The 21,526-nt window shown below is 44.5% G+C and carries 15 protein-coding genes; 7 read left to right on the top strand and 8 right to left on the bottom strand.

Annotated elements, in window-relative coordinates; all coding sequences use genetic code 11:
- Positions 1-294 precede the first annotated feature (294 nt).
- Complete coding sequence (locus tag EKG38_RS22155) at positions 295-684, top strand: SpoIIAA family protein (RefSeq protein WP_126523165.1); 390 nt, start codon at positions 295-297, stop codon at positions 682-684.
- Positions 668-808, top strand: a complete 141-nt coding sequence (locus EKG38_RS25015) for a hypothetical protein (RefSeq protein ID WP_185826934.1) — start codon at positions 668-670, stop codon at positions 806-808. The genes EKG38_RS22155 and EKG38_RS25015 overlap by 17 nt, the downstream gene beginning before the upstream one ends.
- Before the next feature lie 625 nt (positions 809-1,433).
- Here EKG38_RS25015 and fabB read toward each other — a convergent pair.
- Complete coding sequence (gene fabB / locus EKG38_RS22150; protein WP_126523164.1) at positions 1,434-2,645, bottom strand: beta-ketoacyl-ACP synthase I; 1,212 nt, start codon at positions 2,643-2,645, stop codon at positions 1,434-1,436.
- 170 nt (positions 2,646-2,815) lie between these two features.
- On the opposite strand from fabB, the gene mnmC1 reads away from it, so the two are divergent.
- Positions 2,816-4,909, top strand: a complete 2,094-nt coding sequence (mnmC1, locus tag EKG38_RS22145) for an FAD-dependent 5-carboxymethylaminomethyl-2-thiouridine(34) oxidoreductase MnmC1 (RefSeq protein WP_246033246.1) — start codon at positions 2,816-2,818, stop codon at positions 4,907-4,909.
- Positions 4,910-5,007: 98 nt separating this feature from the next.
- Here mnmC1 and EKG38_RS22140 read toward each other — a convergent pair whose 3' ends face one another.
- From EKG38_RS22140 to prmB, 6 genes are all read right to left on the bottom strand, one after another.
- Complete coding sequence (locus EKG38_RS22140) at positions 5,008-5,532, bottom strand: RNA methyltransferase (RefSeq protein ID WP_126523162.1); 525 nt, start codon at positions 5,530-5,532, stop codon at positions 5,008-5,010.
- Between the two features lie 16 nt (positions 5,533-5,548).
- A complete protein-coding gene (locus EKG38_RS22135; protein ID WP_126523161.1) occupies positions 5,549-5,818 on the bottom strand; it encodes a YfcL family protein in 270 nt (89 codons plus the stop codon).
- An 82-nt stretch (positions 5,819-5,900) separates the two neighbouring features.
- Entirely contained in the window at positions 5,901-7,025 is a 1,125-nt protein-coding gene (locus EKG38_RS22130) for an ATP-NAD kinase family protein (RefSeq protein WP_126523160.1), read from the bottom strand.
- Positions 7,026-7,109: 84 nt separating this feature from the next.
- A complete protein-coding gene (locus EKG38_RS22125; RefSeq protein WP_126523159.1) occupies positions 7,110-8,267 on the bottom strand; it encodes an MFS transporter in 1,158 nt (385 codons plus the stop codon).
- A 155-nt stretch (positions 8,268-8,422) separates the two neighbouring features.
- The gene (aroC, locus tag EKG38_RS22120; RefSeq protein ID WP_126523158.1) at positions 8,423-9,517 is read right to left on the bottom strand and encodes a chorismate synthase; all 1,095 of its coding nucleotides are present in this window, start codon (positions 9,515-9,517) and stop codon (positions 8,423-8,425) included.
- A 415-nt stretch (positions 9,518-9,932) separates the two neighbouring features.
- Positions 9,933-10,877, bottom strand: a complete 945-nt coding sequence (gene prmB, locus EKG38_RS22115) for a 50S ribosomal protein L3 N(5)-glutamine methyltransferase (RefSeq protein WP_126523157.1) — start codon at positions 10,875-10,877, stop codon at positions 9,933-9,935.
- Between the two features lie 253 nt (positions 10,878-11,130).
- Between prmB and smrB the strand changes: the two genes are divergently transcribed.
- Positions 11,131-11,661, top strand: a complete 531-nt coding sequence (smrB, locus tag EKG38_RS22110) for an endonuclease SmrB (RefSeq protein WP_126523156.1) — start codon at positions 11,131-11,133, stop codon at positions 11,659-11,661.
- Between the two features lie 445 nt (positions 11,662-12,106).
- On the opposite strand, the gene sixA is transcribed toward smrB, so the two are convergent.
- On the bottom strand, positions 12,107-12,577 hold the full coding sequence (gene sixA, locus EKG38_RS22105) for a phosphohistidine phosphatase SixA (protein WP_041422054.1): 471 nt from the start codon (positions 12,575-12,577) through the stop codon (positions 12,107-12,109).
- A 226-nt stretch (positions 12,578-12,803) separates the two neighbouring features.
- On the opposite strand from sixA, the gene EKG38_RS22100 reads away from it, so the two are divergent.
- The 3 genes from EKG38_RS22100 (at position 12,804) to EKG38_RS22090 (ending at position 20,987) form a co-directional block, all read left to right on the top strand.
- The gene (locus EKG38_RS22100) at positions 12,804-15,593 is read left to right on the top strand and encodes an insulinase family protein (RefSeq protein WP_126523155.1); all 2,790 of its coding nucleotides are present in this window, start codon (positions 12,804-12,806) and stop codon (positions 15,591-15,593) included.
- A 467-nt stretch (positions 15,594-16,060) separates the two neighbouring features.
- Positions 16,061-20,350 (top strand): EAL domain-containing protein, encoded by a 4,290-nt coding sequence (locus EKG38_RS22095; protein WP_246033245.1) that lies wholly within the window; start codon positions 16,061-16,063, stop codon positions 20,348-20,350.
- A gap of 145 nt (positions 20,351-20,495) precedes the next feature.
- On the top strand, positions 20,496-20,987 hold the full coding sequence (locus EKG38_RS22090; RefSeq protein ID WP_126523153.1) for a hypothetical protein: 492 nt from the start codon (positions 20,496-20,498) through the stop codon (positions 20,985-20,987).
- Positions 20,988-21,526 lie beyond the last annotated feature (539 nt).

The raw sequence follows: 21,526 nt of genomic DNA, 5'->3' as shown, positions 1-21,526 counted from the left end.
AACAGCATCTAGCCACATCTGCCATCGCGCGTAGTTCCGTAGTGCCACAAACAACAATCGTGCGTAGTTCCGTAGTGCCACAAACAACAATCGTGCGGAATGAACATCGCAGCATCAAAAGCTTCATCCACAGCCCGCGCATAACAAGGCGCTGCTGCCGACCTACTACACTTCGCTCGTTGTAAGCTAAACTCTACGCTAGCACACAATGGCTCCGTTCCATCGGCGGCCAAGCTTGGCGTTATGGCGCATAACAATAGAATTAAAGCATGACAAATCTACGAGGAGATAATAATGCCTATTGAATTTGGACTTGAAGAAGCTTCTAATATTTTTTTGATCAACGTATCTAAAAAACTGAGCATTGCAGAGCTGAGACAAGCACAAGGAAACTGTGAATCGGCCATTAAGGCTGTAGGCAATATAAAGATCTTGGTAGTTCTTAGTGATTTTCAAGGATGGGAAAAAGCGCAAGGATGGGAGGATATAAGCTTTGCGGAAAAAAATGATGCTTACATTGATAAAATCGCGATCATTGGTGATAAAGAACGATGGGAGGATTTGATTCATGCGTTCACCACCAAAGGTCTAAGGCCAGTGCCCATTGAGTTTTTCGGAGAGACAGAGATATCGGCTGCCAGGGGCTGGCTTGTTGATGGTGATAAGGATGGAACGAAATACTGAGAGTTGGTTAAATGCACAAGTTGCTGCATCGGACGTGGTAAAGCTGTCTTCTTTTGTGCAACAAGGCCGCACAAAAGCAACCAACTTCAGCACGCCACTGAGCAAGGCGTTATCGCACATCTGATTGCCATACATTTCTGAATGAAAATCCAATGAGCTAGAGCCAAATCTCTAACGCATTTCTGTCCAAAATGAGTTTAAAAACATCCAGCCCTACTACTCAAGAACTTAAATCGAAGAGATAAATAGTCAGGTGTAAGCAAGCTCGAGGGCTTGGCTTTCATGGCGAGGTTTCACATAGTGAAACTCTCCGAGCGAGAGATAGGGTGAATATGGCAAAGCCATAAGCTTATGAACGAGAAGCATGGAAACTGAACTGGCATTTGTATATGGACATACTTTATCGAACTGGCATTTAAACACGGATGTTGTTTGAAACCGCAGAGCGTATAGGGAGCGATCTCTTTATAAAAATAGTTATAGCGTTCCGAGGGATTACTTACACATAAGGTAGTTCTTTCACATCTGACCCATAGGGATATGGGAAATGTCTTTGAAGCGTAGGGAACACTTTAGACCATGTGATAACGACATTGATATATCCTTATATGGCACCTGCTGCAAGCAATTAATAGCGATGAGGCCATTCCATTAAAACCACAAAACAAATAACAAAAAAGGGAGCCTAAGCTCCCTCTCTATGCCGCATTAGCGGCTAACAACACTTTGTATAACTTTCAAATAGAAAGTTACTTATACTTGCGCATAACCAGAGTGGCATTGGTGCCACCGAAACCAAAACTGTTACTCATCACAGTGTTTAGCTCGGCTTCACGGTATTCAGTCACAACTGGCATACCGGCCGCTTTCTCGTCCAGGTTATCGATGTTGATACTCGGTGCGATGAAGCTATCTTCCATCATGATCAAGCTGTAGATAGCCTCATGAGCGCCAGCGGCACCTAGTGCATGACCGGTCAGAGACTTAGTCGATGCGATTGGAGGTAAGTCATCACCGAAGGTTTCACGCAATGCTTCAAGCTCTCGCATATCACCAACAGGCGTCGATGTACCATGAGTGTTGATGTAATCGATAGGTGTATCCACATCGGCAAGAGCCATCTGCATACAACGTACCGCGCCTTCACCCGATGGAGCAACCATGTCATAGCCATCTGAAGATGCGCCATAACCGACAATTTCGGCGTAGATTTTTGCGCCACGAGCTAAGGCATGCTCAAGCTCTTCGACAACAACGATTCCGCCGCCACCAGAGATAACAAAACCATCACGGTCAGCATCATAAGTACGTGACGCCTTTTCAGGTGTGTCGTTGTACTTAGTTGACAACGCGCCCATGGCGTCGAAGCCCATAGTCAGCGTCCAATCGACCTCTTCAGCGCCACCGGCAAAAACCATATCTTGCTTACCCATTTGGATAAGCTCGGCCGCATGGCCGATACAGTGTGCACTGGTAGCACAAGCAGAGCTGATAGAGTAGTTCATACCTTTAATTTTAAAAGGCGTCGCTAAACACGCACTTGCTGTACTCGACATGATGCGGGGCACGATATAAGGGCCTACGCGCTTAACACTTTTCTCACGAAGAATATCGGCAGCTGTAACTTGATTTGCAGAAGATGCACCACCGGAACCGGCAATGATCCCGACACGAGGGTCTGAGTACTGCTCTTCGGTTAAACCAGCATCTTCGATGGCTTCAGCCATGGCGATATAAGCATAAGCCGCCGCGTTACCCATAAAGCGCAGTGCTTTACGGTCGATATGTTCTTTAGGATCCAGTTTGATGTCGCCCCAGACATGGCTGCGAAGCTTCATTTCCTCAAACTGATCTGAATGAGTGATACCACTGCGGCCAGCTTTTAGTGACTCAGTGACTTCTTGCTTATTGTTACCAATACTTGAAACGACGCCAAGTCCGGTGATCACGACTCTTTTCATTATTCCTATCCATTCTGTACATTTAGTACGTTTAGTACCAATTTGCTGACGCTATAATATCGCTTTTATTGCAATTAAGTGGTCAGCTTTCCATAAAGACGCGTAAAATAATGCCTAATATGAGACATAGAGTAAATTCATTGACTAAAGAACATGAAGAAAATATGCAAATGAGTAAGTTAACTGGTCATTTATCCTCAATTTTCACCCTTTTTCCCGTCAAAAACGATGCCAGCCAGACTCTCACTTTAGGTCAATTGGGCTTAGGTTGCCCTAGGCTGCTAGTCTCATTATGGCATTATTTACGAAAAAACAGCCCTTCGAGAGCCGTAAACTTAAAAATCTTCGAATCACATTTCGATACACTGGCCGACTTCAATCTAAAACTGGCTTCACTCGCCTCCCCTGACTCAAGACTCACTCAGGACGATGAACAATCGACCATGGTAGAGGCTCTCCTTCGAGCGGATATTGTTGCTATCGAGGGCTGCCAGCGACTTATCTTCGATGATGGCCGCTTCATACTCGATATCTACTTAGGTAGCACGCAGAGCCAGCTTCAGCAAATCGCACCAACCTCTGTCAAAAACAAGGTGGCGGACGATTCGGCGCTTATCGCCCATTGGAGTATCACGGAAAAGATTGAAGCCGACTCACTCGACGAAGCCAGCTTCTGGCAGATGGCTAAATTAAGCCGTGATAATGCGACGGTCTCCTTTAGTGCTCCCGATAGAGAAGAGAGCAAGCACATTGCTGCTCTGGCTCAAACGGTCGGCCTGGGGCTCTTACTTGACACCACAGTACCTGGGACTCAGAAAGCCACTGACAGCAAGTTCGCTGATACTATTCGTAATGATATTGATAGTAATGACATTGATAGTAATGATATCCCGCTGCTGGAGCGGCGTGCGTTAAGGCATGCACAATCAGATAAGTTTCAGTACTGCCCTATTACAGCGGCCAACAATAATGACGGTAAAGGTGAAATAGCCATTATCGGCGGCGGAGTAGCCAGTACACACTTGGCACTCTCACTTGCTCAGCGCAATAAAAAGGTACGCATTTTTTGTAGTGATGCAAGTTTTGCCCAACAAGCATCCGGGAATAAACAAGGCGCCGTCTACCCGCTTCTCACACCGGATAACGGCCACTTAAGTCACTACTTTCAACAGGGGTTCCTGTTCAGTCGTCGCCGCCTGCAAGCACTGATAGATGATGAGTTTACCGTCTCCTATGACTTTTGTGGCGTACTGCAAACGGGTTTCGATGCCCGCAGCAGCGCACGACTGGACAAAATCATTAATGGTCAAAGCTGGAATGAGAAGATGGCTTACCTTATAGATGCTGCCTCGGCTACACAAACAGCGGGTATCGATATCGATAAAGCGGGGATCTATTACCCGCTGGGCGGCTGGATATGCCCTCACGAATTTACCCGAGCCGCATTCGATAAGGCGGCTCGACTAAGCGATGTCACCGTAGAGTTTAATGCCGACATTACACGCATAGAACAAAAAGAGGGGCTCTGGTATCTGTATAAGCGTGTTGATGATAACCACACTGACTTTACAGATAACCATATACAAGAAGCTTCGCAGGAGCTTGAAATCGGCCCCTTCGCCAATCTGGTGTTAGCCAATGGTCAGGGACTCACTCAGTTTAAACAGAGCGAGAAGCTCCCCGCCACAGGGTTTCGTGGACAGGTCAGCCACATTCCGTCACGAAATGCGCTAACTAAACTGAGCACGGTGCTTTGCTCCCACGGTTACCTGACTCCGGGGCATAACAAATTTCACTGTACCGGCGCCAGTTATGTGAAAAACCCGACAAACCTCGATTACTGCGCTGTAGAACAGGTAGAAAACCTACATAAAATCAAACATAGCTATGTCGATAAGCCCTGGACGGAAGATGTGGATATTACCGGGCACAGTGCGCGGGTCGGCGTACGTATGGTGACCCGAGATCATGCTCCTATGATGGGGTGTGCCCCCGACACCAACTTGATGCTGACTCAATATGAGCAACACCAACATACCAAAGAGAGCATTAAGTTTTGGAAAGAGACTCCCGCTCCGACTCATAAGGGCTTGTTTATTCTCGGAGGGCTGGGCTCGAGGGGGATAACTTCTGGCCCTTTGGCGGCAGAGGCGCTAGCTGCACAGCTGTGTGGAGAGATAGTTCCTCTTAGCATGCCGATGCTTGAAATGCTCAACCCCAACCGTTTTTGGATGAGAAAACTCATTAAAGGCAAAGCGCTCTAAATCATAAAGCCTCTAGCTCATAAAGCACTCTCGTATGCCACGGTATCAGATAAACAAAACCCAGCTGATTAGCTGGGTTTCTTTTTATCTCTGTACTCTTATTTTTTGACTCTGACTCTGTTATTGGTATCACGACTTTCTCTGATCAGTTCATCGTTGGCTATGGTTTGAGTCGACTTAGATAACCTGTCATACAACAAGACATTGACTGACGCGGCCAAGTTCATACAGCCGACAGTCGGGACATAGACGACTGCGTGGGCTTTATTGATCACCTGCTGACTGATGGTGCCATCCTCGGGCCCGAAGACATAGATAGCCTTCTCAGGATGTTCAAATTCAGGAAGTGGTATTGCACCTTCAACCAAATCGACACAAATAATCTTCACACCAACGGGACAACTGTCGACCAGTGACTCAACAGCCGTCAATGGGATCTGCTGGCTTGCACCTTTGGTATCGGTATTGTATTGGGCATTACCATTGCTGGCGGCTAATAGGTATCGTTTGCCGGTGAATAATACCGAATCGACACGGTAACAACCCGCAGCGCGCATGATCCCACCCACATTGGTCGGACTCTTGGGGTTAACTAACCCGATACTGACATAACTTCGTTTCATTTTACTACTCAAACAATTAAGCCTTGATGACTTTACTTAGCTCAGACCAGGCATTTTCAACGAGTGAAAAATCTCTGTCATCTAACTCTTCTCTGGCCAAGACCAGACAGGTTTGCATCTTTTCATTAAGGGCATCGAAACCCTGATCGTCTTCAACTTCCAGCTGAGACAAGACAACCGCAAAATGTCCTTGAAGATAACCACTGGCAAAAAGTGCATCATCATCACCCTGTTCAACGATGCTTGATACCCAATTCTCTGACGCCAGCTCATACTTCTCTAACATACCCACTCCACTCATTTAGTGTGATTTTGATTTGAAGCAAGCAAAATAAGCTCGCTCTTTAATATATTTGTTCGGTTGTGACTCAGTCTAGATCCGGATTTGCGACCTGATACATCACATAATCATGATAGCCAGTGATCACCCGGTAGTAGCCACACAGTTCCCGATCCAATTCAGGGTCGCCACTATCCACAATTAACGGCCTGCCTTCAAGTGCTTTTAACTTAGTTTTTGTCGCCAGAATAATAATATTCTCTTTTCCAATCCGCCTGATCAATGGCGGTGACAACTGTTGATTGCCTCTTCCCAGAATATGCCCTTGCCCACCGATAAGGGTTATCACTAACTTGGTCGGCAATTCATCCGTCATTTCGATGAGTTGCATCGCCGTCAAATCTGAACCCAGAAGCTGGTGAGATTTAACAAGATCGACACCCAGCAAGGTGTTATCCAGATTAAGTTCAGCCATCACAGCTGCGACTGTACTGCCCGAGCCCATGATATAAAGCTCATCTTCCATCTCCCCGATAATCTCCGCAGCGATATCGGCAAGCACCAGCTCATCGCTCTCAATCCCGCCCATCTTAACGGCCTGAATATATCTGGGCTCGGCTGGCACCAGCATTTCACCAAAGCGGCGCGCCTTAACCCGCCCTTCACGAAAAGCGATTTCGTCGATATCCATCACATCGGCATCCATCAGGCTCACAAGTTCACCGTCGAGCAGCATCTTGACCACCATACCCGACGCATGAGGCGTGATGCCATATACCCCTGAATGGATTTTTACTCCGGCAGGCACACCAAGCACTGGCATATTGTCATGGGCTACAGCAAAGATATCGCGCGCTGTCCCATCGCCACCGGCAAACAGCAAGAGATCTAATGTTTCATTGAGTAAGACTTTAACCACAGCCTGAGTATCTTCAGCCTGCGTTTCATCAGCGACTTCATGCACGACTCGAACATGAAAGCCCATCTGCAATGCCAAGGTTTCGCCCATTGGACCCGAGGCCGTAATAATTTCAACCTGCTCCCGGTACGGTAAGATCACCTCAAGGGCCTGCTGCATTCGCAGGTGAGCCTTAGGCTTAGCCCCTTTAGCTATCGCCTCCATAGCAACACCGTCGCTGCCTTTAAGCGCGACGCTACCACCCAGACCCGCTAAAGGGTTAATAATCAAACCTAAACGAAACCGACTTGTCATTACTTGTCCTTGTACAAATATTTGATCGCACGCACTGAATATCGGAGTTCAATACCAGCGTTCTATTCCGGCATGCGATTAACGTTAATGTTTACCCTTTTGGGGGATAAAAAAGATAGCCAACATAGCAAGAAATGCACAGACCGCCGCAGCAACCCACGCCAATGAAGCCCCACTTCCATCTCCCCAGATCATACCACAGAGCCAGGTCCCCAATGCCCCACCAACACCAAAGCTTAAGCTTGCATACAGTGCCTGACCTTTACTGCGATGACTGATATCGAAGTATCCATGCACAAATTGAATGGAGGCGGCATGCACTAAGCCAAACGTAAACGCGTGCAGGAGTTGACTCACACCCAGCAACAGAAAATTATCGACACAATATGCCATCAATAACCAACGAACGCCGGTAAAGCCCAGGCTGATGATCAATAGTCTGTTTACCCCGAAGCGACCCAATAGACGCGGCGCTATCATAAACATCAGGATCTCAGCGAGCACACCGAATGCGACATAGATGCCCGCGATGGCCTCACTGTAACCGGACTGCTTCAGATAGAGGACGAAGAACCCATAAAACGGCCCTGCACTCATCTGTAACAAGATAGCGGAGATAAGAAACCAGAATATGGCCCGATCAATTTTAAGTTTTGGCTTTTCGGCTTGATGCTTAACCACCACCCTGTCTGACGGCAGCGGCAAGGCACTGATCAGTAAGCCAATAAACAGCAGCATGCCGATGTAGGGTAAAATCTCGGTTCCCCACAGGCTGATTGCAAAACCGACACTCACAACAAACACCAGATAACCTAAACTACCGAAGCTGCGAATGGAGCCGTAACGCGAGGTATTTTCACCTAAGGTTTCGAGTGTTATCACCTCGAGCTGGGCTAAAATGGCATTCCAGAAGAAAGTATAGATACTCAAACTGATGGCTAGATAGGTGAAACTGCCATCATAAAAAAAACTCAGATAGCTGACGGCAGCGGCTGCGGCCCCCCACTTAATCAGTTGTGAGCGCATACCCGTTTTATCCGCCACCATGGCCCAAACATTTGGCGCTATGATACGGGTGGCCATCAAAATGGCCAACAAGAAGCCTATCTCTTGGGGATTAAAACCACGGTTCTCAAAGAAGACCCCCAGATAAGGCACCATCACGCCGAGAATGGCAAAGAAGAAAAAATAACAGGCGCTGATCCAACGCAACTGCGTGCTAACTTGAGCGGATTGATTCATTGATTTTATTCTAAATATTGAGGGCAACAGTATTTTATACCAATTACTAGTCAATGCGGTAAACGTTAAGCTTTTATCAGAAACATCCATGTATAAAAAAGGCGCAAAATGCGCCTTCAATCGAGAGTGTAGCCCTTAAGCAGAGAGCAAAAGCGTTAACGCATCCCTATCTCTGGTGTCTGACTATTGACATCCATATTCTGCGCTCTGTGTCTCAGGAGGTGATCCATTAATACAATCGCCAGCATGGCTTCAGCAATCGGTACCGCACGAATACCAACACAGGGATCGTGGCGGCCTTTGGTAACCACTTCGGCGACATCGCCTTGTGCCGTCATACTTTCACCCGGAATACTGATACTGGAAGTTGGCTTCATCGCTATGTGGGCAACAATAGGCTGACCGGAAGATATTCCACCTAAGATACCGCCGGCATGATTTGAGGCAAAACCTTGTGGTGACATCAGGTCTCTGTGCTCAGATCCCTTCTGATTGACGACGTCGAAACCATCACCTATCTCCACCCCTTTTACGGCATTAATCCCCATTAGGGCATGGGCAATTTCGGCGTCGAGCCTGTCAAATACCGGCTCTCCTAGTCCAACGGGAACACCCGTTGCGACCACGCTGACTTTAGCACCGATGGAGTCGCCACTTTTAATCAGCTTACGCATATATTCATCAAGCTCATCGAGCTTAGACTCATCGGGGAAGAAAAAAGCATTTTGTTCAATTTGAGTAAAATCTATTGTCTCAGCCTTTATCGGGCCGAGTTGAGACAGGTAGCCGTTAATTTCAATACCATGAACTTGTTTAAGGTATTTTTTTGCCACCGCGCCTGCAGCCACACGCATCGCGGTTTCACGAGCCGATGAACGTCCGCCTCCACGGTAATCGCGCAGGCCATACTTTTGCTGGTAGGTATAATCGGCGTGTCCGGGACGGAAAAGGTCTTTAATATTCGAATAATCTTTGCTGCGCTGATCGGTATTTTCGATCATCAAACCGATAGAGGTGCCGGTGGTTTTACCCTCGAAGATCCCCGAGAGTACGCGCACTTCGTCGGGCTCACGCCTTGCCGTTGTATAGCGTGAAGTACCTGGACGTCTGCGGTCAAGATCGCGCTGCATGTCGGCCTCATTGAGCTCAAGCCCGGGAGGGCATCCATCAATTATGCACCCTAATGCTTTTCCGTGGCTTTCACCAAATGTTGTTACCACAAAATTCTGACCAATACTGTTTCCGGACATCCGTTTTCTTCACCTTTTAGCTAGTTATGAAAATACTCTGAAGTTAATACCAATTTCATCAAATATCTGTTCATTCAGCGGGAGTTCAAAGCGCTGAAGGCAAGGCGGATGATTGAAGCTAATAGTTATTCTATATCAAAAGCATTCAACGTAGCATACAGGGCTTTAAAACCCGCCCTTAGGGAGGCTCTCAGACATTCCACTTCTACATTGCATTGACTTACAAGGGAATAACCATTCTTTCATCAATGCGCCTTGAATTGAAAAGTCTGAGTGACTCTGAATTGACAACATATTTAATGAGATTGGTGTAATACACCATCTGAGATTAGCCCAAATGGGCTTTGAGTAACAGAATTAAAAAAGGCTAACATATTCGTTAGCCTTTTTTATCACCAGTATGACTCAGTGCCGATTATTCACTGTCTTTATAGATGGCGAAAAGTGATTCATTTTCAACTAGCTGATCACGAGTCAACACAAACACACCGTCACCGCCATGTTCGAAGCTTACCCAAGTGAAAGGAACATCAGGGAACAGTTCGATGAGATGCACCATCGAGTTACCGACTTCAACAACCAGTAAGCCCTCTTCAGTGAGGTAGTCGCTGGCATTAGCCAAAATCCGTTTAGTCAGATCCAGTCCGTCTCTACCTGATGCTAAGCCGACCTCTGGCTCATGATGGAATTCATCCGGCATATCGCCGATATCTTCTGCATCAACATAGGGGGGGTTTGATACGATAAGGTCATAATGAGGGCCTTTAGGTATCGCAGAGAAGATATCTGATTCCATTGGGAAGACTCTGTCCATCACTCCTAAAGACTCAACGTTTATTTGAGCGACCTCAAGTGCATCGGTGCTGATATCTAATGCATCAACCTCCGCTTCATCAAACTCATAAGCACAGGCGATAGCGATACATGCGCTGCCCGTACACAGATCGAGTATGCGGTTAACCGGCTTATTGTATAACCAAGGGCTGAAACGATTTGCTATCATCTCTGCAATCGGAGAGCGAGGAACAAGAACACGTTCGTCTACGTAAAACTCTAATCCTGCAAACATCGCTTTGTTAGTCAGGTAAGGTACCGGTAAACGTTCTCTGACCCGGCGAATGATAAGCTCTACAATCTTATGCTTTTCTGAGCTGGTAAGGTTTGAATGTATAACTTGCTGCCCAATCTCTTCAGGCAGATGTAGGGCATGAAAGACCAGCGCAATCGCTTCATCCCACGCATTATCGGTTCCATGACCATAATAAATATTGGCATCATTAAAACGACTCACAGCCCAGCGCAGCATGTCACCAATTGTACGCAATTCAGTCACAGCTTCATCTACAAAAATCTTATCCAAAACTCACTCCAGCATGATAATTCCGCCTCATTGTAACTGAACTCTATTCATATGCCATCGGATTCAATAAAATAGGGGGAGGAATATACCCAAGCCACTTCAAAATGCTCGTTTCAAAGCTCCCGTAGAGCAAGCCGAGAAGTTGTTTGGGTATATAATTAATCACTATGATTTGACTCATAGTTGCTAATAGTTGCTTAATCAAGCACAGCTACGGCGTTCAAATCGACAGTCCAGACCAGTAAATTGAGATATGAAGAAGAAAAATAACACCGAAGATCAAGATCTGTTTTCGACGCTAACTGAAGGGATCAAACCCTTGAAGCAGGATAAGCGTCATTTTAGAATGCCTTCAAAAGATAAAAAACAGATAGAAGAGAAAGAGCAACAGCTGCACGCCGACAGTTATTTTTCAGATACTTATCAACCTCACCTTCCCGATGAAGGCGCCATGCGCTGGAATCGAGATGATGTGGACAGCTTTGAGGTAAAACGATTACGCCGGGGCGATTACCAGCCGGACTTGTTACTCGACCTTCATGGTCTGCGGCAATCAGAAGCTAAACTTGAACTGGCTGCATTGATTCAGGCATGCATAAGGCAACAATCCCATTGCTGCTGTGTGATGCATGGACATGGTACAGGGATCCTGAAGCAGAATATTCCCATGTGGTTAGCCCAGCATCCTCATGTGATGGCCTTTCATAAAGCCCCTAAAGAATGGGGTGGCGATGCGGCTCTCTTGGTACTCATCGATATCGGCGATGTGCCTTACAGAAGATAGAGCGTTTAGCTCAAGAAAGAACAGAAAAATTATGAATGGAAATCTCTATTCTGGTCATTCTGAACTTGTTTCAGAATCCAGTTTGAGTAAAGCCTAAGTAATTAAGCACTGGTCGATGATGTTCCATACATCATTTGACATTTCCTCCACTGACCCACAGGGAAATGGGAAATGGGAAATGTCTTTGAAGCGTATAGAACGCTTAGACCATGGAGGTCTACCCAACTGGTTCCATACCAGTTCAGGCATTTCCTCCACTGACCCATAGGGACATGGGAAATGTCTTTGAAGCGTAGGGAACGCTTAAGACCATGGAGGTCAGATCTCGGCTAAAAGCTCACCGGGATGACAGGTGAAACTAGATGCTTGTTTCTCCAAAACATTCGCGGCTAAAGCCGCTCCTACATAGAGAATCTCACCCCGCAATAACGCTCGTGGCTCAAGACTAACTTACGGTGTGCGGATTATGCTGCCAAACTAATGAAGCTTGCTCTGCATGTTTGTCTATTAAGGTCAAACCTGAAGTCGCAAACAAAGGCGGCTCTGTTCCCGCCACCAACTCGCTGACCATGTAACCCAATAAAGGCATGTGAGCAATCACTAACACCTTGTCAGCCTTGTATTGCTCGGCATAAGCAAGGGTTAAATCGGCCGCCGTACAGGGATCGCCAGAGGGAACTAATTCGTCGAGCACTAACCACTTCCTGGGCTCAGGAAAGTGTTTACTGACCTCCTGCCAGCTCTGTTGAGCTCTCAGATAGGGGCTGACCAATACAAGGTCGAACTCCATAACCGTTCTCGCCAACCAGTTACTCATTAGTGAGGTGTGGTAACGCCCGGTCTCGGTAAGTACCCGCTCTCTGTCTGAATGAGCAAGATAACTAGCTTCACCATGTCGCATTAAAAATAGCTGCATACTACTCTCGCTACTCATTTTTCTTATCTCTTTATACGCCAATTGTAGCCTTAAACACAGTTAGGACAAACCAAAAATAAGTTATTAATTAGTCGAATAGACGCAGAGACATTTGCCAAAGCCAGATAAGGAGACCAATATATAATATCTATCGCAAGAATTATTGTATAAAAATAGTCTTTCTCGTGAGTGAGATAGTAACCGCTAACATATTCGGAGCGTCTAGTTGCCAGAATCTTTGCAAATCATAAAAAGCCCTAACGATCATCGCCGATATCAGTATCTTGTATTGGAAAATGGTTTATCTGTTCTGCTGGTCGAAGATAAGCAAGCCAGCCAGGCTGCCGCATCGATGGCTGTAAACGTCGGCCACTTTGATGACCCGTTCTCCAGACCCGGAATGGCACACTTTCTCGAGCACATGCTTTTTCTCGGTACAGAAAAGTTCCCGGAATCTGGGGAATACCATGCCTTTATCAATCAACATGGCGGCAGTAATAACGCATGGACGGGGACAGAACAAACCAACTTTTTCTTTTGCATAAATGCAGATGTATTCGAAGAGTCACTCGACCGTTTTAGCCAATTTTTCATCGCACCTCTGTTTAGCAAGGAGTTAGTCGATCGTGAGCGTCATGCCATTGAGTCTGAATTCAGCCTAAAACTCAAAGATGATATTCGTCGCACGTATCAGGTACAGAAAGAGACCGTCAACCCGGCTCACCCATTTTCAAAATTTTCAGTAGGCAATTTAGAAACCTTAGGTGGGGATGAATCTACTTTAAGATCAGAGTTAGTCAGCTTTTATCAGTCTCATTACAGCGCTAATTTAATGACGCTATGTCTTGTAGCGCCATGCTCTCTGGCCGATTTAGAGATGCTGGCGAATACTTACTTTAGCGACATTGATAATCATCAGATCAAAAAAGCGTATCCTGATGTCCCAATATATCAAGCCGAGCAACTAGAGTCCCAGATAAATATCATTCCAGTTAAGGAACAAAAAAGGGTCGCCATGACCTTTAGTCTGCCCGCAATTGACCCCTTCTATAAACATAAGCCCTTGACCTTTATCAGTCACCTGCTGGGTTACGAAGGCAATGGCAGCTTACTCTCTTATCTCAAAGATAATGATTTAGCTGTGAATTTATCAGCTGGCGGAGGCGTGAACGGCTACAATTTCAAAGATTATAACATCAGCATTCAACTCACTGATAAAGGGGTCGCTAACCTGGATACAGTCATTGAATGCGCTTTTGAATATATTGAACTGATCAAAACACAAGGGATGCAGGAATGGCGCTATAAGGAGCGGGCCAACTTATTGAAACTGGCGTTTAAATATCAGGAACAGATTAAGGCGCTGGATCTGGCCAGCCATCTCAGCATCAATATGCATCATTACGATGTTGAAGATCTTCTCTTCGGTGATTACAAGATGGATAGTCTCAACGTTCCCGAGACCCTAAGTCTATTAAATATGATGACGCCATCGAACCTTCGCGTTCAACTCATCTCTTCTGAGCTTGATACAGAACGACAGGCAGCCTGGTATCACACACCTTACCAAATAAAAGCCATCAGCCCGGAGAAGCTAAAACACTGGAGTCAGCTTCCGATAAGACCTGAGCTAAAATTGCCTGACGCCAACCCGTTTATTATCGAAGACTCAATTCCCAGGGCCGATAAAAGCCCAAATAGAGTCCCCGTTATCGTCTCTCAGGAAAAGGGATACCGCATCTGGCACAGAAAAGATGATGAATTTAATGTGCCTAAGGGACACCTCTATCTGTCACTCGATTCGGTACAGGCAGCTTCTTCACCTAAAAATGCTGCATTAACACGCCTGTATGTTGAGATGCTACTCGACTACCTGACCGAATTTACCTACCAAGCCGAAGTTGCCGGGCTCAGCTACAATATCTATCCACACCAGGGTGGGATCACACTGCACCTCACCGGTTTCACCGGCAAACAAGAGGTGCTACTAGCCCTTCTGATTGAAAAAGCGAGGCAACGAAATTTCACTCAAGGCCGGTTCAATCTGATTAAGCGACAGATTTTAAGGAGTTGGTATAATCAGGCGAGAGCAAAACCTATCTCTCAAATATTTACCAGCCTCACGGTTACCTTACAGAAACGCAGTTATGAACCATCACGAATGGCCGAGGAACTAGAGGGGATCACACTCGAAGATCTACACGAGCATGTCAGAAGCTTCTTTGAAAAAATCCATCTCGAAGGCTTGGTCTATGGTGATTGGTTGGAAAGTGAAGTCCAAGCATTAGGTAAACGCTTGGATCACATCTTATCTCTTGTCTCCTCTCCAAGCAGTGAATCAGAGCGTGAGCTGGTTAACCTGGCGGGGCACGGTACTATGATGCGAGAACTGGATGCCTCACATCAGGACAGCAGCATCATAGTGTACTACCAGGCCGATGCCGCTTCTGCGGACCAGATGGCTCTGTTTAGTTTGTTAAACCATACTATGTCATCGACCTTCTTCCATGAATTACGTACCAAGAAGCAGTTGGGTTACATGGTAGGCACTGGGTACCTGCCACTCAACAGATACCCGGGTATGATCTTCTATATTCAGTCACCGACATCTGGACCAAGACAGCTTTTAGAGGCCATTGACGAATTTATTGCAGATTTTAACTATGCCGTGATGCAGATAACCAACGAGCAATGGGAAATGACGAAGCAAGGACTGATCAATCAAGTGATGGAGCATGATCCCAACCTGAAGACTCGTGGGCAGAGGTATTGGTCGAGCATTGGTAACAAAGACTATCAATTCACCCAAAGGGAACTCGTAGTCAAAGAGGTCGCTAAATTAAACCGATCCGACTTAATCAAATTTATGATGAAGAAGATGCGAACTAAGCACTGCGACAGGCTCGTCCTGTTCACAACCGGCGAAAGCCACGGTAACCTGGAACCCTTGACCTCAGATAATATGATCACCGATCTACGTACCTTTAAGCTAAATGCAGACAAATTTAGTTATTAATCGAGACTGACTTATTAGAGGTTAACAAGCAGGAGTTAACCACTGCAGGAAACAAAAACAGTGAACAAATAGAAGTTTGTAAGCAGTGTCTATCAGCCAACACTGCTTGCTATCTCTCCCGGACAGTCAATCTCGATGTCCGACGATATCGACAAGGCCTTTAGCAATCCCGCTTAGTATTAGCCCTTTGCAAAAGGATAAAAGATACATAAAATATAAGATTATCAAAGGGAGAACGAAATCAGTCAAAAGCACTAAAAATGTGGCTCCACGCCTCTATTTGACGAGGTACAAGGGATAGTTTCAGAACAATATCTGAGGATAAAATGAAAATAGTAATAATTATCACCTGCTAAAAAGCCTTCAAATTTTGACAAACTGTTCACTTTCTGAAAAAGTGAGGTTAAACATCTGTTGCCTAAGCATTACTGGCTAATAATCAAACTAAAAATATGCCAAATTCTCTTATGAAAATTATCATCACTCTCCTACTGACCCTCTGCATTTTTGGTCAAGCACAAGCGGCAGAGCCAGCAGAAGAAACCCTGCAGGCTTCTATCCTGCTTAATGCTGAATACTATGGTGTTCCAGAAGGGCTATCTCAGAGCACTGTTACCTCTATTGTTGAAGATAAAGACGGTTACGTATGGATAGGAACCGTTAATGGTTTAAATCGATTTGACGGTTCCAGATTCAAGCACTACTTTGCAAGTGATGATAAAAAAAGCGGTTTACCCAGTTCTTTCATTAGAAGCTTAGCTATAGATAAAGCTGGAAACTTACTTGTAGGTACTGATAAAGGGCTTGTTGCTTTAGATAAATCACAAGATAAATTCAAACCTTTGACTAAAGACTTATTAATAAACGCCCTCCCGATTTGGTCAATTTTAATTTCAGACGATAAAATTATCATTGGAACAGATAAAGAAATAATGTCTTTTGATAACAATAAAAAATCAACATCTACACCTATAACACATGAATACTTCGATGGAATAAAGAGCATTACAATTCATAATGACGTTTATATCATACGAAACTATGATGGAAAAGTCATTGAATACAGCGACAAAGCCAGAGTATTAACCAACAATTCAATAAATATTTTAAAAATAAAAAATACACTTTTAATAAATTCAACAGATGGTATTTCAACGTTATCAGACGGGGTGTTAACTAAGGTAACAAGTATTAATTACGACAATTTGTTCTCGTCTAAAAATGTTTTGTACGGAATAAAAAATGAAGAGATATTTGAATTAGGAACCGATTTTACACCAAAAAGCTTAGGAAAGTTGAAAAAAGATGATTACATACTAGAAAAACCATTAATATCTGTAGGCATTAACAGTCTGTATATATCAACAAACATGGGGCTAATCCAAGTAAGAAATAGATCAAACCTCATTCAAGGTCACTCATTAGAACAGCACAATGTATGGTCACTCAATGAAGAAGACCAAAATCTTCTTACCATTGCAAGCGCATCAAAGTTAATATCTGTTTATAATAAGAAGCTAGACACTGTAAAAAAATATGATAGTGGAATTATAGGTGCTAAATCAGCTCTGACTTTCGATGGATATTTATATGTAGCTAGCATTGAAGGTTTAATCACCATTAACTTACAAACTGGTACCACACAAAAAATTAGTACTGATAAATTTTCAGTTCTCAGATTGAATGAGTCTAACGATACCATAATTGGTGGCACCATCGATGGTTACATATCAACGATCACTCCAGAAATCAAAACGGCTTCAAGCTTGACATTAATTGATAATGGGAATCCAATATTTGATATATCTGTATCTGAGAGTGATGTATATGTATCAAGTCAGGGAGGTTTATTCCGACTCAGAGATGAACAGGTGATAAGTTTATATGCGGAAGACATGGTTTTTAGCGTTAGCAACTACAACTCTGAAATTTTATTTGGCACAAGAAAGTCATTATTATCACTTAACAAAAAAAACAATAAAATAAAAACCGTATACACTAATAACAAAGCAATATTTTCCATTTCAACATTCAAAGATAAAGTGGCTGCCTCATCATTGAATGAAACCATATACATCCACAACAACAAGATTTCTATTTTAGATTATTCTTCAGGAAGCCAAGAAGAGTACAATACTCAATCTGCATTATTTTGGAAAAAGAGTTTTATTCTAGGCGGCATAAATGGAATAAGCATACTGAATACAGATAAAGTAGAGCGCTTTATTAACAGTATTGTGCCACCTAAAGTAACTATCGAAGATTTACTCATTTTTAATATCCCAAGATCCGTAAATGATGGAGTTTTGAAACAACCTATTTCGATCTCTGATGAAATATCACTTAAATATTCAGACTACCCTTTTACATTTAAATTTGGTTCTCCTGGAAAAGCGGAAGATGAATTAGAATTTTTCTACCAAATGGAAGGCCTATCTGACTCTTGGATTTCTGCTAAAGGTATAAATAGTGCAACATACACGAACCTATCTCCAGGTGAATACATCTTCAACATTTATGCTACAGATTCTTTACAGAAAAAACCTGGCCAAATTAAACAGTTAAATGTCTTAATAACTCCACCTTGGTGGCTCTCCTCACAAGCTAAGTTTATCTATTTAATGTTAACTCTGATTATCTCTGGTGCGATAGTAAAGGCAGTACTTCGCCGTCGTGAAGTTCAGAATCAGATAGCCAAATCAGAGGAACGACTAAAGCTGTCACTGTGGGGCAGCGGCGATGAGATGTGGGATTGGGATATTGAAACCGGCCAGATATACCGCTCTAATATCTGGGGGTCGTTAGAGTTTCCTCGAGATGGACAACGCTCCGGCGAAAATGGTGAGGAGAGTAATATCCACCCTATGGATCAGGAGCGCGTCAGCAGCGCACTGAACAATCATTTTTACGGAAAAACCGATCATTTCGAAGCCGCCTATCGGGTAAAGGGCAAGTCAGATGAATGGGTGTGGATCTTAGATAGAGCGAAAATTGTCGAGCGGGATGAAAAAGACAATGCGCTTCGAATGACTGGCACGATTAAAAATATTAATAATTTTAAGCATGCCGAGGAACAACTCAGGTTATTCGAGAGAGCGATTGCCAACATATCTGAAGGCATGTTCATCCTTGATAGCAACTTCTATTTTGTGGAGGTCAACGAGGCCTGCTGTGAACTGTCTATGACATCGAGAGATCAGTTTATCGGCAAACAGCTAAACTTCGACCGCTACCCCGAAAGTTATTCTGATCAGATCCGCTCGATTCTGCATCAACAGGGAAGTTGGAGCAATGAGGTTGAATCGGCGAAAGGTGATGGCAGCAGTTTTTTGATGGAGCTAACCGTCGATGCAATCTATGACGATCTAGGTCAGTTGTCCCATTATGTCGGTGTCTTCTCCGATATCTCGAGGCGTAAACAACAAGAGGAGGAGCTGAGAAAGCTTACCAATAACGACTTACTGACTAACTTACCTAACCGCTCCAGCCTTATGGTGACCTTAGGTAACCTGGTCAAGCGTGACTCTCACCATACTTTGATGGTGTTGGACTTGGATAACTTCAAAAAGATCAATGACTCATTAGGCCATCAGGTCGGTGATGAGCTGTTAATTAAAGTCGCTAAACGTATCGAAGACACCGTGCCCTACCATACGAGTATCTATCGTCTAGGGGGAGATGAGTTTGCCATATTAGTCGATAACAATCCGGATATAGGCTCCAGCGCCGTTATCGCCAACAAGGTCATCGATGCTTTCGTGAGCCCGTTTGAACTGAGCTCGGATAAGGTGGTTGTAGGAATGAGTATAGGCATCGTGCTCTACCCTGAAGACGATCAAAACGAGCAAGCCTTACTGCGTAAGGCCGATATTGCCATGTACCACGCAAAATCTGGCGGCGGTAATCGCTATCAATTCTATTCCGAGTCGCTGAACCGCAACGCGATTCGACAGCTCGAAGTTGAAAACCTGATCCGCGAAGGCTTACGTGATGACCTGTTTGAAGTGTATTACCAGCCTAAAATTGACCTCAAGTCCGGAAAGATGGCGGGCATGGAAGCGTTAGTGCGCCTTAACCATCCGGAGCAAGGACTGATCCCCCCGAGTGACTTCATTCCTCTTGCGGAAGAGAACGGCTTAATCGTTGAAATTGGTGACTTAGTGATGAAGAAAGCTTGCTTCGCGGCACAAAAATGGCGGAGTCAAGGAATTTTCGATGGACGCGTTGCCGTCAATTTATCTTCACATCAATTCGCTCTTCCCGATCTTCAACAGCGAATAGAGTCAATTTTACGTCTAACACAGCTGCCTGCAGCCAATTTAGAGCTTGAAATTACCGAAGGGACCGTCATAAAACAGCCGGAGAAAGCCATCAAGGTGATGCAGCAACTCGCTAAGATGGGCGTAAGCCTGGCTTTAGATGATTTTGGTACCGGTTACTCTTCACTTTCTTACCTGAAACGCTTCCCTATCCATACGCTAAAGATAGATAAAGCTTTTGTCGATGATATCGATAAATCAGACAGAGATCTAAAGATGGTCGACTCGATCATCACTATCGCACACAACATGGGCCTGTCAGTTGTCGGTGAAGGAGTCGAAGACGCTTCGCAGTTGAGCATTTTAAAAGCATTGAAATGTGAGGAAATACAGGGCTTTATATTCAGCAAGGCTGTGACAGAGTCAAAGTTCACCGAGCTATTACATAAAGAATTTATCGAGCCAGAGTCAGTACAAAAAGAATCGAAAGCAATATAAGCCAAACATTCATTCAACAAAAACACCCAAGGAAACAAAAGCTGGCATAACAACTGCAACAACTCTCTCAAGTGTCAAGAAAAATGACATATCGACTAACTCGGAGCATCCAAGTGGATGTCCCAGAACTTGAGAGAAGAATAAAATGATTAAAGTATTAGCGACGACTATTGCACTTGTATTATCGACATCTACAGTTGCATCAGACCAACACGCAACGGACTCTAATTCACTACTTCTTTCAGCAGCACCACATATCAAGTTCAAACCTGTTGAGCTCGCTGCGGCACCACATATCAAATTTAAGCCTGTTGAACTCGCTGCTGCACCACATATCAAGTTCAAGCCTATTGAACTCGCTGCTGCACCACATATCAAGTTCAAGCCTGTTGAACTCGCTGCTGCACCACATATCAAGTTCAAACCTATTGAACTCGCTGCTGCACCACATATCAAGTTCAAACCTATTGAACTCGCTGCTGCACCACATATCAAGTTCAAGCCTATTGAACTCGCTGCTGCACCACATATCAAGTTCAAACCTGTTGAACTCGCTGCTGCACCACATATCAAGTTCAAACCTGTTGAACTAGCCGCTGCACCACATATTAAATTCATCAACTCTGAAATTGCTTAAGGTCTAAGGAGAATTATTATGTTTGATTCAATCAAGAAAGCACTAGGCCTAACTCAAAAGCCAGAGCGTAAGAAAGTTCAGTTACCTGAAGGGTTAGATCACCTGGAAGTCATTTCTGCGAAGGTTTGGTGGAACTAAGTTAGACCAAAAATATGCAGATCAAAAAGGAGCCCATTGGCTCCTTTTTAGTTTCTATCTGTTTTTATACGAGTATAAGCAAACAAGAACAGATGGCCTTATAGCCTAATCGTACTCGCTCTACTGCCAACGGCACGCTTCATAGCGAACCGCTTATGGGTATTAAATAATGGGTAGCCCACTGGGCCCAAGATAAGTCCTATCATAGTCCAGCGCTTCACTCCCAGGCCTGCCCGAAAAGCTAAGTTACCCATCACAATTCCAGAGGTAATCAATACACTTGCAACGACAAGAACGGCCACATTGACACTGAAAAATATCACTTATCTACAACCTCTTCTAAAACAGCAACTACAACATACAAATCACACGCAGCCAATAAACCATCGTAATACCGAGAG

The sequence above is a fragment of the Shewanella canadensis genome, assembly GCF_003966225.1.
GTDB lineage: Bacteria > Pseudomonadota > Gammaproteobacteria > Enterobacterales > Shewanellaceae > Shewanella > Shewanella canadensis.
Note: the sequence above shows the minus strand (reverse complement) of the source record. Positions and strands in the feature narration are given on the sequence as shown.